General features: G+C 71.9%; 15 protein-coding genes. 3 read left to right on the forward strand and 12 right to left on the reverse strand.

Annotated elements, in window-relative coordinates; all coding sequences use genetic code 11:
* The first annotated feature begins 89 nt into the window (after positions 1 to 89).
* Positions 90 to 545, forward strand: coding sequence for a hypothetical protein (locus tag BLA60_RS07910; protein ID WP_154814207.1), 456 nt, complete (start codon positions 90 to 92; stop codon positions 543 to 545).
* On the opposite strand, the gene BLA60_RS07915 is transcribed toward BLA60_RS07910, so the two are convergent.
* Genes BLA60_RS07915 through metX form a run of 3 tightly spaced genes read right to left on the reverse strand, consistent with a single transcriptional unit; the run spans position 546 to position 3,584 of the window.
* Positions 546 to 1,028 (reverse strand): CoA-binding protein, encoded by a 483-nt coding sequence (locus BLA60_RS07915; RefSeq protein ID WP_075132139.1) that lies wholly within the window; start codon positions 1,026 to 1,028, stop codon positions 546 to 548. It abuts the gene before it with no gap.
* Positions 1,025 to 2,362: an O-acetylhomoserine aminocarboxypropyltransferase/cysteine synthase family protein gene (locus BLA60_RS07920; protein ID WP_075132563.1), complete on the reverse strand. Its 1,338-nt coding sequence runs from the start codon at positions 2,360 to 2,362 to the stop codon at positions 1,025 to 1,027. Before BLA60_RS07920 ends, BLA60_RS07915 begins: the two co-directional genes overlap by 4 nt.
* A 22-nt stretch (positions 2,363 to 2,384) precedes the next feature.
* Complete coding sequence (gene metX / locus BLA60_RS07925) at positions 2,385 to 3,584, reverse strand: homoserine O-acetyltransferase MetX (protein ID WP_075132140.1); 1,200 nt, start codon at positions 3,582 to 3,584, stop codon at positions 2,385 to 2,387.
* Between the two features lie 120 nt (positions 3,585 to 3,704).
* Between metX and BLA60_RS07930 the strand changes: the two genes are divergently transcribed.
* Together BLA60_RS07930 and BLA60_RS07935 are read left to right on the forward strand one after the other, a co-directional pair.
* A complete protein-coding gene (locus BLA60_RS07930; protein ID WP_075132141.1) occupies positions 3,705 to 4,262 on the forward strand; it encodes an OsmC family protein in 558 nt (185 codons plus the stop codon).
* Between the two features lie 71 nt (positions 4,263 to 4,333).
* The gene (locus BLA60_RS07935) at positions 4,334 to 5,533 is read left to right on the forward strand and encodes an NAD(P)-binding domain-containing protein (RefSeq protein WP_245811914.1); all 1,200 of its coding nucleotides are present in this window, start codon (positions 4,334 to 4,336) and stop codon (positions 5,531 to 5,533) included.
* On the opposite strand, the gene BLA60_RS07940 is transcribed toward BLA60_RS07935, so the two are convergent.
* The 9 genes from BLA60_RS07940 to BLA60_RS07980 form a co-directional block, all read right to left on the reverse strand.
* Positions 5,527 to 6,288: an ABC transporter permease gene (locus BLA60_RS07940; RefSeq protein WP_075132143.1), complete on the reverse strand. Its 762-nt coding sequence runs from the start codon at positions 6,286 to 6,288 to the stop codon at positions 5,527 to 5,529. The genes BLA60_RS07935 and BLA60_RS07940 overlap by 7 nt on opposite strands.
* Complete coding sequence (locus BLA60_RS07945; protein WP_075132144.1) at positions 6,281 to 7,285, reverse strand: aliphatic sulfonate ABC transporter substrate-binding protein; 1,005 nt, start codon at positions 7,283 to 7,285, stop codon at positions 6,281 to 6,283. Before BLA60_RS07945 ends, BLA60_RS07940 begins: the two co-directional genes overlap by 8 nt.
* Before the next feature lie 13 nt (positions 7,286 to 7,298).
* Positions 7,299 to 8,135, reverse strand: coding sequence for an ABC transporter ATP-binding protein (locus BLA60_RS07950; protein WP_075132145.1), 837 nt, complete (start codon positions 8,133 to 8,135; stop codon positions 7,299 to 7,301).
* Between the two features lie 85 nt (positions 8,136 to 8,220).
* Positions 8,221 to 8,880 carry a methionine ABC transporter permease gene (locus BLA60_RS07955; protein WP_075132146.1) on the reverse strand — a complete coding sequence of 220 codons (660 nt, stop codon included), beginning with the start codon at positions 8,878 to 8,880 and terminating at the stop codon, positions 8,221 to 8,223.
* Positions 8,880 to 9,908 (reverse strand): methionine ABC transporter ATP-binding protein, encoded by a 1,029-nt coding sequence (locus BLA60_RS07960; protein WP_075132147.1) that lies wholly within the window; start codon positions 9,906 to 9,908, stop codon positions 8,880 to 8,882. Before BLA60_RS07960 ends, BLA60_RS07955 begins: the two co-directional genes overlap by 1 nt.
* 4 nt (positions 9,909 to 9,912) lie before the next feature.
* Positions 9,913 to 10,239, reverse strand: coding sequence for a MetQ/NlpA family ABC transporter substrate-binding protein (locus tag BLA60_RS07965; protein WP_075132148.1), 327 nt, complete (start codon positions 10,237 to 10,239; stop codon positions 9,913 to 9,915).
* 121 nt (positions 10,240 to 10,360) lie between these two features.
* Positions 10,361 to 10,987 (reverse strand): CPBP family intramembrane glutamic endopeptidase, encoded by a 627-nt coding sequence (locus BLA60_RS07970; RefSeq protein WP_075132149.1) that lies wholly within the window; start codon positions 10,985 to 10,987, stop codon positions 10,361 to 10,363.
* Positions 10,984 to 11,892 carry an NAD(P)H-binding protein gene (locus tag BLA60_RS07975; RefSeq protein WP_075132150.1) on the reverse strand — a complete coding sequence of 303 codons (909 nt, stop codon included), beginning with the start codon at positions 11,890 to 11,892 and terminating at the stop codon, positions 10,984 to 10,986. The genes BLA60_RS07970 and BLA60_RS07975 overlap by 4 nt, the downstream gene beginning before the upstream one ends.
* Positions 11,893 to 11,911: 19 nt before the next feature.
* The gene (locus tag BLA60_RS07980; RefSeq protein ID WP_075132151.1) at positions 11,912 to 13,180 is read right to left on the reverse strand and encodes an amidohydrolase; all 1,269 of its coding nucleotides are present in this window, start codon (positions 13,178 to 13,180) and stop codon (positions 11,912 to 11,914) included.
* Between the last annotated feature and the right edge of the window lie 7 nt (positions 13,181 to 13,187).

Raw genomic sequence — 13,187 nt, forward strand, 5'->3', positions numbered from 1 at the left:
ACGCTACCCGTCCCGCGCTACGATGACCACAACACCCACCCCAGCACCACAGACCCCCCGCTAAGTAAGCGGCATTGATCCGGGTGCCGGTGGCGCGCACCGAGGAGCAGGTGGCGGCCGTCGCGGCGATGGTCGAGCACGACACCCGGGTACGCGAACGGATGGCCGAGCGGCTGCGCGACCAGCGGACCCTGTCGGTCCGCGAGGCCAAGCGGATCCTCACCGTCTGGCAGTTCTACCTGCGGGTCCTCGTCCGGTTCGACGACCGGCGGGCCGTCGTCGAGCAGGCCTGCCACCTCGTCGTCCTGGCCGAGATCATCGCGCGGTGGCCGGCCGCCCAGCGCGGGCTGCTCGGCCGGGTGCCGGCCGGCCACGGGCTGGAGGTCCTGGCCGGCGCGGCCGAGGACGACTGGGGATGGGCGCGGGCCGTGCGGGAGCTCGGCCTGCACGCCGCCGAGCACCGGGGGTGCGTGGGCGGCGTGCGGGAGCTGTTGCGGCGCTACGACGGCGACGGCATCGCCGCGCTGGCCGCGCGGCTGACGTGACTACTGCAGGCCGGCGCGCACCGACGTGATCCGCTGGGTGTTGAACCCCAGCCAGTGCATGCGGCCGACGTAGCGGGCGTGTTCGACCTTGATGCAGCGGTCCATCACCACCGGCACTCCCCCGTCCTCGGCGGCACGGGCGGCGTCCAGGTTGATCACGCCGAACTGGGCCCACAGCGACCCGGCGCCGATCCGCACCGCCTCCTCGGCGATGCCGGGCAACGCGTCGGGGGCGCGGAAGACGTTGACGATGTCGACCTTCTCCGGCACGTCGAGCAGGCTCGGGTAACTGGTCTCGCCGAGGATCTCCTTCGCGCGTGGGTTCACCGGGATCACCCGGTACCCGTGCCGGCGCAGGTAGTAGCCGACGAAGTAGCTCGCCCGCAGCTCGTTGTTGGACAGGCCGACCACCGCGATGGTCCTCGCGGTGTTGAGCACCCGCTGGATCCGCAGCGGGTCCTGGTAGCGCGTCAGATCGGTCATGCCGGCGCGGACTCCTTCTCCAGGGTGGCGGCCACGTTCGCGAAACCCCGCTCCAGGTCCCACAGCAGGTCGTCGACCGACTCGGTACCCACCGACAGCCGCACCGTGCCGGGGCCGACACCGGCCGCCGCCAGCTCCTCGTCGCCGAGCTGGCGGTGGGTGGTGCTGGCCGGGTGGATGATCAGGCTCTTGGCGTCGCCCACGTTCGCCAGGTGCGACCAGAGGTTCACGCCCCGGATGAGGGCCTGCCCCCCGGCGCGGCCACCGGCGACGTCGAAGGAGAACACCGCGCCCGGGCCGCCGGGCAGGTACTTGTCGACCAGCGGCCGGTAGCGGCTCGACGGCAACCCCGGGTAGCTGACCTTCGACGCCAGCTCGTGGCCCTGGAGGAACTCGGCGACCCGGCGCGCGTTGGTGACGTGCCGCTCCATGCGCAGCGACAACGTCTCCATCCCCTGCAGGAACAGGAAGGCGTTGAACGGCGACAGCGCGCCGCCGAGATCGCGCAGGGTCTCGGCGCGCAGCTTCATCAGGTAGCCGTACATGCCGAACGTCTCGTGGAACTGAAGGCCGTGGTAGGCCGGCGACGGGTCGGCCACCACCGGGAACCGGCCGTTGGACCAGTCGAACGTGCCGGCCTCGGCGACCACACCGCCGATGCTCGTACCGTGCCCGCCGAGGAACTTCGTCGCCGAGTGGATGACGATGTCGGCGCCCCACTCGATCGGCCGGCACAGGTAGGGCGTGGCGAAGGTGTTGTCCACCAGCAGCGGAACGCCGTGCTCGTGCGCGATCGCGGCCACCGGTTCGATGTCCAGCACGTTGCCGGCCGGGTTGCCGATGGTCTCGGCGAAGAAGGCCTTCGTCTCCGGCCGCACCGCGCCGCGCCACGCGTCGAGGTCGTCCGGGTCGACCCAGGTCAGTTCGACGTTCATCTTGCGCAGCAGGTGTTTGAGCTGGTTGACCGTGCCGCCGTAGAGCGCCGAGGAGGACACCACGTGGTCACCGGGCTCCAGCAGGGTGAACAGCGCGGCCGCCTGCGCGGCGATGCCGCTGGCGAAGGCCACCGCGCCGGCCGCGCCCTCCAGGTTCGCCACCCGCTCCTCGAACACCGCGACCGTCGGGTTCATGATCCGGGAGTAGGTGTTGCCGTACTCCTGGAGGTTGAAGTACGCGGCGGCGGACTCGGGATCCTCGAACACGTAGCTGGTGGTCTGGAAGATCGGCACCGCGCGGGCGCCGGTGTTCGGGTCCGGTCGCTGCCCGGCGTGCAGCTGCCGGGTCTCGAAGCCGAACTCGTGCTCCGGTTCGGCCCGGGGGGAGTCGTTGGTCACCTGTTCCTCTTCCTCGGACACCTCAGCCGCCGGCCAGGAAGCGGCGGACGATCGGCGTCTGTCGTTCTTCTTCCAGCAGGAAGCAGTCGTGCCCGTAGGGCGCGTCGATCACGTGCAGCTCGGTCGGTTTCCCGAGGACGCGCAGCGCCGCGTCGATCTCCTCGGAGGCCACCGGCGGGTAGAGCCAGTCGGAGGTGAACGTGACCAGCAGGGTGCGCGCGGTGACCGGCTCCAGCGCGCGGGCCAGCGACCCGTCGCCGTACTGGCGCGCCAGGTCGAAGTAGGTCAGCGCGCGCGACATCGTCAGGTAGGTGTTGGCGTCGAACCGCCGCACGAACGAGTCCGCCTGGTGGCGCAGGTAGCTCTCCACCTCGAACTCGGGTTCGCTGATGGTGTAACGGATGTCGTCGGCGAACTGCAGCCGGCGGCCGAACTTGTCGTGCAGCGCCGGGCCGGACAGGTAGGTGACGTGCCCGACCATCCGCGCGACGCCCATGCCGGCGTCAGGAGTACGGCCGGTGCCGTAGTAGTCGCCGCCGGCCCAGGCCGGGTCGCGCAGGATCGACTCGCGCGCGATCGCGTTCCACGCCATGCCCTGCGGGTGCAGCGCGTGCGTGCTGGCGATCACCACGATCGAGTCGACCTGGTCGGGGTGGCTGACCGCCCATTCCAGGGCCTGCATGCCGCCCAGCGAGCCGCCGGCGACCGCCGCGAGCCGCTCGATGCCCAGCTCGTCGAGGAACGCGCGCTGGGTGCGGACCAGGTCGGCGACCGTGAGCACCGGGAAGTCCGAGCCGTAGGGCCGGCCGGTGGCGGGGTCGGTCGACGACGGGCCGGTGGTGCCCCGGCAGCCGCCGAGCAGGTTGGTGGACACGACGAAGAACCGGTCGGTGTCGAACGCCTTGCCGGGGCCGATCATCCCGTCCCACCAGCCAAGTCCGGCGCCGGCGGCACCGTCGCGGTCCTCGGCGCCGAACCCGTCGCGGGTGCTCGCCCCGGCCGCCTCGGCGGCGAACCCGGCGGCGTGCGCGTCGCCGCTGAGGGCGTGACAGACGAGGATCACGTTGTCACGCGCGGGTGACAACGTGCCGTAGGTCTCGTAGGCGACGCGGACCGGGGACAGGTCACGCCCGCAGTCCAGCGGCACCGGCGCCGGCAGGTCCAGGTACCGCGTCACCACCGTGCCGACCGAGCCGGGCGTGATCGTCGACGGGGTCACCATGGCCGCATCATAGCCGTCCCGGCGGGCCGTTTCGGAATATGAGACGCAGGTCAGAGGGGGTGTAGGGTCGCCTTACCCGCAGGTCAACCACCAGCTCAGCAGCCGCGAAAGGACCGTCCCATGACGACGATCGGCAGCGTCGACAACGGGGTGAACGTGCAGGCACTGCTCGACGCCCGCGAGGCCCTCAAAGGCTCCCCGGAGGCGGCGCAGTTCACCTGGCGCGCCACCACCCGGTGGGAGAACGGCGTGCACACCACGACGACGGTCAAGGACTTCTTCGGCCTGGGCGCTGAGCAGACCCACAAGGCGCGGTCGACGTTCACCGCCGACCACCCGGACGTGTTCGCCGCGGAGGACAACGGCATCACCCCGATCGAGTACCTGCTCGTCGGCCTGACCAGCTGCCTGACCGCCGGGGTGGCGTCGGTGGCGCAGAACCGGGGCATCCAGCTGCGGTCGGTCGAGGCGACGGTCGAGGGCGCGCACGACATCCGGGGCATCCTGGGGGCCGACAGCGACGTGCGCAACGGCTACAACGGGATCACCGTGTCGTTCAGCATCGACGCCGACGCGTCCACTGAGGACATCGAGGCGCTGGTGGCCCAGTCGCAGAAGCGTTCGGCGGTGTTCGACGCGCTGACCAACCCGACCGACGTCACCGTCAAGGTCGTCTGAGGGCGAGAGTTTCCGAGGGCAGAGCCATCGAGCGCACCACCACCGTCGTCGTCGGCGCCGGCCACGCCGGGCTGGCCGCCAGCCACTTCCTCGCCGCGCGGTCGATCGACCACGTCGTCCTGGAACGCGGCACCGTCGCGAACTCCTGGCGCACCGAGCGCTGGGACTCGCTGCGGCTGCTCACACCCAACTGGCAGAGCCGGCTGCCCGGCCAGCACTACGACGGCCCGGACCCCGACGGGTACATGACGGCCGGCGAGGTCGCCGAGTTCATCGACCGCTTCGCCGAGTCCTCGCGCGCCCCGGTGCGCCCCCACACCACGGTGACGTCCCTGCGCCGCACCGACGACGGCTACCAGGTGGACACCGACCAGGGCGGGCTCCGGTGCGACACCGTGGTCATCGCCAGCGGCGCGTGCAACCTGCCCGTCGTCCCGGCGTGGAGCGGGGCCGTGCCGGACTCCGTCACCCAGCTCACCCCGTTCGACTACCGGGGTCCCGCCCAGCTGGCCGACGGACCGGTGCTGGTGGTCGGCGCGTCGGCGACCGGGGTGCAGCTGGCGGCCGAGATCCAGCGTTCGGGGCGGCAGGTCACGCTCGCCACCGGCGAGCACGTGCGGATGCCGCGCACCTACCGGGGCCGGGACGTGCTGTGGTGGATGGACGCCAGCGGCGTGTGGGACCAGCGCCACGACGAGGTGCCCGACCTGACCCGCGCCCGCCGGCTGGGCTCACCGCAGCTGGTGGGGACCGACGAGCGGACGACCCTGGACCTCAACGCGCTCACCGACCTCGGTGTGGAGCTGGTCGGCCGGGCGTCGACCGTGCGCGACCACGAGCTGCTGTTCTCCGGCGGGCTGCGCAACGTCGTGGCGCTGGCCGACCTCAAGCAGGACCGGCTGCTCACCGGCTTCGACGAGTGGGCGACCAGGACCGGTGTGGACGGTGACGTCAAACCGGTGGAGCGGTTCGAGACCACGCGGGTGGCGGCCTCGCCCCGGCTGCGGCTGGACCTGCGCGGAATCCGGACGGTGTTGTGGGCGACCGGTTTCCGGGCCGACTACTCGTGGCTGGACACGCCGGTCGCGGGTCAGGTCGTGGACGGGAAGGGCCAGCTGCGCCACGACGGCGGCGTGGTCGACTCCCCCGGCCTGTACGCGCTCGGGCTGCCGGTGCTGCGCCGACGCCGCTCGACCTACATCCACGGAATCGAGGACGACGCCCGCGAGGTCGTCGGTCACCTCGCGGGCCACCTCGGAACGGGTCAGTAGTGCCACAGCAGGCGCCGTTCGGCGAGGCCGATGAGCGCGTCGGTGAGCTTGCCGAGCAGTGCCAGTAGGACGATCGCCAGCAGGATCCGGTCCACCCGGCCGTTCTGCTGGGAGTCGTTGAGCAGGAAGCCAAGGCCCATCGACGAGGCGATCAGCTCGGCGGCGACCAGGAACAGCCACGCCTGGGCCAGCGCCAGCCGCAGCCCGGCGACCACCGCCGGCAACGCCACCGGCAGTTGCACCGTGCCGAGCAGCCGCACGCCGCTGCGGCCGAAGGCCCGGCCGGCCTCCACCAGCTGCGGGTCGACGTGTCGCAGCGCGGCCGACACCGTGGTGTAGACGGGGAAGAACGCGCCGATGGCGATCAGCGTGACCTTGGAGTCCTCGCCGATCTTGAGCCACAGGATCAGCAGCGGCACCCAGGCCAGCGACGGCACGGCGCGGATCGCGCCCAGTGTCGGGGCCAGCAGCTGCTCGCTGAGCCGGGACAGGCCGACGGCCGCGCCGACGGCGAGCCCGACCGCCGCGCCCAGGACGAAGCCGACCAGCACGCGCTGGGTGGAGATCGCCAGGTGGACGCCGAGTTCGCCCCGGGTGAGCAGGTCGGTCGCCGCGCGCCACACCGCGTCCGGCGCCGGCAGCTGGTAGGCGGGTACCGCGCCGGAGGCGGTGACCGCGTACCAGACCGCCAGCAGCGCCACCGGGACCAGCAGGCCGAGCGCGACCCGCCGGACGGTTCCGGTCCTCTCAGCCATCGGTCGCCTTCGTCGCCAGACCCGGCTCGATCAGCTCGTCGAGCGCGAGGTCCACGTCGGACTGGGAGGCCACGTCGCCGGACTCGACGAAGATCGGGCCGACGACCGCGAGGACCTTGCGCTGCGCCTCGCCGGGGACCGGGTCGAGGTCAAGGACGGTACGTTCGTCCAGGACGGTCGCGGCGACCTCGGGGGAGATCCCGCCGACGTCGGCGAGCAGGGTGACCAGTTCCTCGGGGTGTTCCAGTGCCCACGCGCGGGCCCGCTCGTAGGCGTCGACGACGGCCTGGGCGAGGTCGGGGTGGTCGGTGAGGAACTCCTCGCGGGCGTTGAGGAACCCGTAGGTGTTGAAGTCGATGTTGCGGTAGATCAGCTTCGCGCCGGACTCGGCCTGGGCGGCGGCCATGATCGGGTCCAGGCCCGACCAGGCGTCGACCGAGCCGTTGTCCATGGCGGTGCGGCCGTCGGCGTGCTGGAGGTTCTGCACCTCGACCTCGTTGAGCGGCACACCGGCCTCGGCGAGGGTCTGCAACAGGAAGAAGTACGGGTCGGTGCCCTTGGTCGCGGCGATCGAGCGGCCCTTCAGGTCGGCGACCTCGTCGATGTCGGAGTCCCCTGGCACCACGATGGCCGACCATTCCGGCTGGCTGTAGATGTCGATGACCTTGATCGGTGTGCCGTTGGCCCTGGCCAGCAGGGCGGCCGAGCCGGCGGTGGAGCCGACGTCCAGCGCGGCCGAGCGCAGGCCCTCGTTGGCCTTGTTGGAGCCGGCGGACTGGGTCCAGGTGACCGTGACGCCGGTCAGCTCCTCCTCCAGCCAGCCCTGCTCCCTGATCACCAGGCTCAGCGGGTTGTAGGTGGCGAAGTCGATGTTGAGGGTGTCCCCGCTCCACTCGCCGGTGCCCGCGTCGTCGCCGCCCGCGTCCTCCCCGGCGACGCAGCTGGTCAGGGCGAGCGCCAGTAACGCCGTCGCGGCGGTGATGCGCAGGTGTCGCATGGGTGTCCTTCTCTCAGGCCGGCTGGGCCGGGGTGTGGTGGGCGGCAACACCGAGGCCCTCGAGCAGTTCGGCGCGCAGCTCGGTCAGCTCGTGGTCGGCGCGGTCGCGCGGCCGGTCACCGGGAACCTCGACGATCCTGGCGATGCTGGTGTCCTCGGGCGTGGAGTCACGCAGGTCACGCAGCAGCACGACCCGGTCGGCGAGGTAGAGCGCCTCCTCGACGTCGTGGGTGACCAACAGCACGGTCGTCGGGCGGGCGGCGTGCACGTTGAGCAGCAGGTCCTGCATCCGCAGGCGGGTCAGCGCGTCGAGCGCGCCGAACGGTTCGTCGAGCAGCAGGACGCCGGGGGCGCGGGCCAGCGCGCGGGCCAGCGAGGTTCGCTGCGCCATGCCGCCGGACACCTGGCGGGGGCGCAGGGTGGCGGAGTCCGCGAGGCCGACCAGCTCCAGCAGCTCGGCGACCCTGGCGGCGCCGAGCTGCTTGGGCGTGCCGCGCGGGAGTCCGAACGCGACGTTCGCGGTGAGCGTGCGCCAGGGCAGCAGCCGGGGCTCCTGGAAGGCGACCGCGGTCCGCAGGTCTCCCGGCCCGACCGGCACCCCGTCGACGACGACCGAGCCGGTCGTCGGGGCGTCCAGGGCGCTGATCTGGCGCAGCAGCGTGGACTTCCCGCACCCGGACGGCCCGACGAGCGCGATGACCTCGCCGGCGCGCACGTCCAGGTCGACCTCGCGCAGGACCTCGCGGGTGCCGCCGCCGGGTGTGGGGAACGTCCGGCCGACACCGGAGAGGGCAACGGACAGGGCCGGCTGTTGCCGCCCGCCGGTCGTCGAGCCGAGATCCACGTTCACGGGGCGTGAAGCTACAAAGCCGGACCATACTGTGGCAATCCCTTCCACAGTATGGGAACTTCCGGCGTCCACACGGGATCGTCGGTCAGCGCCGAAGGATCGTCCTGGCCAACCGGTTGCCGGCGAACTGGGCGACCTGGACGATCACCACGATGGCGATCACCGCCACCCAGGTGACGACCGGGTTGAACTGCCGGTAGCCGTAGACGATGGCGAAGTTGCCGAGCCCGCCGCCGCCGATCACACCGGCGATGGCCGACATGTCGACCAGCGCCACGAACACGAAGGTGTACCCGAGGACCAGGGGGCCGAGCGCCTCGGGGATGAGCACGGTCAGGATGATCCTCGGCCGGCCGGCGCCCATCGCCCTGGCCGCCTCGACGACCCCGGGATCGACGCCGACCAGGTTCTGCTCGACGATGCGGCTGATGCCGAACGCGGCCGCCAGCGACAGCGCGAAGATGATCGCCCTGTTGCCGATGCCGACACCGACCACCCACCGCGCCAGCGGCTGCACCGCACCGATGAAGATCACGAACGGGATGGGCCGGAAGAAGTTCACCACCAGGTTCAGCACGATCGACACCGGCGCGTTGGCCAGCAGCCCGTTCTTGCGGGTGACGTAGAGCGTCACCCCGATGACCAGGCCACCGACCCCACCGATCCCCAGCGTGACGGCGACGATGTAGAGGGTCTCGACCACCGACTCCCAGAACAGGCCCTCCAGTTCGAGCAGCCGGTCCATCACGCCACCTCGGTGACCGCCGCACGGTCGCGCAGGCGACCGATGGCGTGGTCGACGGCGGCGTCCGGACCGGACAGTGCCAGGGTCAGCGTGCCGAACGACCGGCCCCGCACGTCCGCCAGACCGCCGTGGACCAGCTCGAACCCGACCCCCGCCGAGATCAACTCGGCGAACACCTCCGACCCCGGTCGCGAGCCGTCGCGGTAGGACAGTGACACGATCCGCCCGGAATGGTTGGCCCGCAACGACTCCAGGGTCGCACCGGTCGGCACGTCATCCACCACCGTGCGCACGAACCGCTGGGTGGTCGGGTGGGCAGGTTGGGAGAACACGTCGAACGCTGGACCGTCCTCGACGACCCGGCCCCGCTCCATCACCACCACCCGGTCGGCGATGGACCGCACCACCGCCATCTCGTGGGTGATCACCACGATGGTGACCCCCAACTCCACGTTGACCTTCCTGAGCAGGGCCAACACGTCCCGGGTCGTCTCCGGGTCGAGCGCGCTGGTGGCCTCGTCGGCGAGCAGCACCTTCGGTGAGGTCGCCAGCGCCCGCGCGATGCCGACCCGCTGCTTCTGGCCGCCGGAGAGCTGGTCGGGGTAGCTGTGCGCCCGGTCGGCCAGGCCGACGAAGTGCAGCAGTTCGGAGATCCGCTCGCGGTGTCGCGCCGTCGGGACCTTCGCGACCCGCAGCGGGTAGGCGACGTTGCCCCACACCGTGCGCGAGGAGAACAGGTTGAACTGCTGGAAGATCATGCCGATGCCGAGCCGGACCGCACGCAGCCGCCGCTCCGGCAGGCCGGTGATCGTCGTGCCGTCGACGGTGACGGTCCCCGAACTCGGTTTCTCCAGCCCGTTCACCAGTCGGACCACGGTGGACTTCCCGGCGCCGGAGTGCCCGATGATGCCCGCGATCTGACCCGCCTCGACGCGCAGGGGCACGCCGTCCACGGCGGTCACCGGGCGCTCGCCCCGGCGGGTCGGCCCGAACACCTTGGACACGTCGCTGAGTTCGATGACGGCCATCGGATCACTTCCGCTCGGAGGTGATCTTCTCGACCTCGGCCAGCGACGCGCGCAGGTCGGCGACCGGGGTCCTGGCGAACACCGCCGTGCCGCCGGAGACCTCCTGCACGCCGTCGAGCACCGCCTGGGTGTTCTGGTAGATCTCGACCAGTCTGGTGTAGGTGGGGTTGTCCCGGTCCTGCTCGCGGGAGGCGAAGATGTTCACGTACGGCAGGGCCTTCTGGTCGCCGGGGTCGTCGGCGGCGATCGCCTCGTCGAAGGACAGCCCCGCCCGCTCGACGAAGTCGTTGTTGATGATCGCCGCCGCCAGGTCGTCCAGCGAGTCGGACATGGTCGCTGTCTCCTCCGCTGCCGAACGTGCGACGGCAACCGTAGGAGCACCGGCGGGACGGGCGCACCCCGTCCTGCGATCCGAGATTTCCCCACCGGAGAGGCGATCCGTGGTACCGGGGTCAGTCCGCGGGACTCTCCGCAGGCGGCGGGAACAGTGGCGGCAGCAGCGTCACCATCAGCGTGGACCAGACCAGGTGGGTGACCATCGACGCCCGCACCCCGCCGGTGACCTGACGTTGCAGTCCGAAAAGGACACCCATCACCACAGAGGCGGCGACCAGGGCCGGGTTGCGGGTGGCCGTGGTCGCGGCGGCGTAGACACCGGTCGAGGTGGCGAGCCGGTGCCGCCCGCCGAACACGACGTACACCGTGTCGCGGAAGAAGAGTTCCTCGGCGACGCCGTTGAGCAGGGTGGTGGCCAGCACGGCACGGGTACTCCCCCGGTGCGCGTAGGCCAGCACGGAGGTCAGCACCCGGCGCAGCGGCCGGATCCGCCGGCACACCAGCGCGGCCAGGTAGAACGGGACGAAGGCCGCGACACCGAGCGCCGCCGGCACGGCCAGTGTCGTGTGCCCCCACCGGATCCGGCCGGCGAGCGCGGCACCCCCGGCCCAGGTCGCGGCGGTGGCGGCCGTCAGCACGTAGAACCGGGCCGATCCCGGCCGCGCCGCCAGCGACGCGCCGAGCAGACCGGTCCCGGTGACCGCCGTCGCGGCGACCAGCCGGCGCCGGGTCGTCCGCCTCATCGGGAGCTGGTTTCCCTGGCGCGGTCGGCCAGTGCGGCGAGGACGGCGTCGTCGAAGGACAGCGGGGTGTGCGGCACGACGTCGTCGATGGCGTGGTCGGTGACGACCACCTCGGTGTCCATCGAGTCGATCAGGGCGCGGCTGGTGTGCGCGTCCACCCCGGCGAACAACGCGATCCACCGGGCCGACAGCCAGGTCACCGGCTCCACCATCGGCACCATCGCCGGCAGGATCGGCACCACCCGGCCCTCGATCACCGCCAGCCGGCGCATCATCTCCAGGTAGGAGAACACGTCCGGGCCGCCGATCTCGAACACCCGGCCGGCCGCGGCCGGCAGGTCCAGCACCGCCACCAGGTAGTGCACGACGTCGGCGATCGCGATCGGCTGGCAGCGGGTGTTCACCCACCGGGGCACCACCATCGCCGGCAGGCGTTCCACCAGCTTGCGGGTCATCTCCCAGGAGATGCCGCCGTGGCCGATGACGATCCCGGCGCGCAGCGTCGTGACCGGCACGCCACCGGTCCCCAGCAGCGACTCCACCTCCCGGCGGCTGCCCAGGTGCTCGGAGAGCTGGGCGTCGTCGGCGCCCAGGCCACTGAGGTACACGATCCGGTGTACGCCGGCCGCCGCGGCGGCCTCGCCGAACGCGGTCGCCGCGCTCGCGTCCCGTTCGGCGAAACGCCGGTCGTCCAGCGAGTGCACCAGGTAGTAGGCGACGTCGCGGCCGGCGAGCGCGCCGGTCAGCGTCGGTGGCTCGTGGACGTCGCCGTACACCGGGTCACCGGCGCCGTGGTACGCGCCGACCCGGCGGGTCATCGCCCGGACGTCGTGCCCCTCGTCCTCCAGGGCGGCGGCCAGCCGCCCGCCGACGAACCCGGACGCCCCGGTGACCAGTACCCGCATGGGCGTCAAGTCTCATCGATCAGGCCCGGGTTCGCCCGTTCAGCCACACCCCGGCCGCCGTCAGCAGCGCCTCCACCGCGCGGCGCAACGCCGGCTCGACGTCGTTGGGCACGAACTGGGACGAGTGGTTGCCCGGCGCCGCGCCGGCGGCCACCGCCAGCTGCGGCTGGGCGGGGTCGGCGTAGAGCTGGCCGTCGAAGGCGCCGAAGTTCCAGAACACCGACGGGACGCCGGCCGCCGAGCCGAACCCGCCGAAGTCCTCACTGGCCGGTTTGGTGCCCGACCGGTGGACCTGGTCCTGGCCGAACGCCGTGGTGAACGCCGCGATGATCCGCTCCGCCGCCACCTCGTCGTTGACCAGCAGCGGGAACTCGTTGAGCGGGGTGATCTCCGGTTCCCGGGGCGCGCCGGCCGCCGCGGCCTCCGCGCGCACGATCCGGTCCACCGCGGCCAGCACCCGCAGCCGCACGTCCGGGTCGAAGGTGCGGATGTTGAGCTTGAGCTCGGCCTCGGCGGGGATCACGTTCTCCTTCGACCCGGCGCGCAGCGAGCCGACGGTCACCACGGCGACGTCGGTGGCGGCGATCTCGCGGGACACGATGGTCTGCAACCGCAGCACGATCGCCGAGGCGATGACGATCGGGTCGACGGTCGTCTGCGGCGCCGAGCCGTGCCCGCCCCGGCCGAACACCGTGACCCGCAGGCTGTCGGCGGCGGCCATGAACACGCCGGGGCACACGTACAGGTGCCCGCCCGGCGCGGAGATGACGTGCTGGCCCAAGGCCACGTCGTAGCGCGGGAACCGGTCGAGGAACCCGTCGTCGAGCATGGCCCGCGCGCCGGCACCGATCTCCTCGGCCGGCTGGAACACCGCCAGCACCGTGCCCGACCAGTCCGCGCGGCGGGCGGCGAGCTGCTCGGCCGCGCCGATCAGCGCGGTGACGTGGGTGTCGTGCCCGCAGGCGTGCATCACCGGGACCACGTCGCCGTCGGGGCCGACGCCGGTGGCCCGGCTGCGGTAGGGCACCTGCTCGATCTCGCGCACCGGCAGGGCGTCCATGTCCGCCCGCAGCAGCACCGACGCGCCCTCGCCGTTGCGCAGCACACCGACGACACCCGTCCCGCCGACCCCGGTGGTCACCTCGAAGCCCGCCTCGGTCAGCCGCTTCGCCACGATCGTGGCGGTGCGCTTCTCCTGGAAGGACAGCTCGGGGTGTTCGTGCAGATCCTGGTACAGGGCGGCCAGGTCGGCGATCCGGTCGGCGACTCCGGTGGTCAGCGCGCTCATGTGCTCC

The organism is Actinophytocola xinjiangensis (genome assembly GCF_001921215.1).
Classification (GTDB): Bacteria; Actinomycetota; Actinomycetes; order Mycobacteriales; family Pseudonocardiaceae; genus Actinophytocola; species Actinophytocola xinjiangensis.

Bases quoted from the DNA above. Each gene is read 5' to 3' on its own strand.
- BLA60_RS07915 (WP_075132139.1), bottom strand. From the start codon at position 1,028: ATGACCGATCTGACGCGCTACCAGGACCCGCTGCGGATCCAGCGGGTG.
- metX (WP_075132140.1), bottom strand. From the start codon at position 3,584: ATGGTGACCCCGTCGACGATCACGCCCGGCTCGGTCGGCACGGTGGTG.
- BLA60_RS07930 (WP_075132141.1), top strand. From the start codon at position 3,705: ATGACGACGATCGGCAGCGTCGACAACGGGGTGAACGTGCAGGCACTG.
- BLA60_RS07940 (WP_075132143.1), bottom strand. From the start codon at position 6,288: ATGGCTGAGAGGACCGGAACCGTCCGGCGGGTCGCGCTCGGCCTGCTG.
- BLA60_RS07945 (WP_075132144.1), bottom strand. From the start codon at position 7,285: ATGCGACACCTGCGCATCACCGCCGCGACGGCGTTACTGGCGCTCGCC.
- BLA60_RS07955 (WP_075132146.1), bottom strand. From the start codon at position 8,880: ATGGACCGGCTGCTCGAACTGGAGGGCCTGTTCTGGGAGTCGGTGGTC.
- BLA60_RS07960 (WP_075132147.1), bottom strand. From the start codon at position 9,908: ATGGCCGTCATCGAACTCAGCGACGTGTCCAAGGTGTTCGGGCCGACC.
- BLA60_RS07965 (WP_075132148.1), bottom strand. From the start codon at position 10,239: ATGTCCGACTCGCTGGACGACCTGGCGGCGGCGATCATCAACAACGAC.
- BLA60_RS07970 (WP_075132149.1), bottom strand. From the start codon at position 10,987: ATGAGGCGGACGACCCGGCGCCGGCTGGTCGCCGCGACGGCGGTCACC.
- BLA60_RS07975 (WP_075132150.1), bottom strand. From the start codon at position 11,892: ATGCGGGTACTGGTCACCGGGGCGTCCGGGTTCGTCGGCGGGCGGCTG.
- BLA60_RS07980 (WP_075132151.1), bottom strand. From the start codon at position 13,180: ATGAGCGCGCTGACCACCGGAGTCGCCGACCGGATCGCCGACCTGGCC.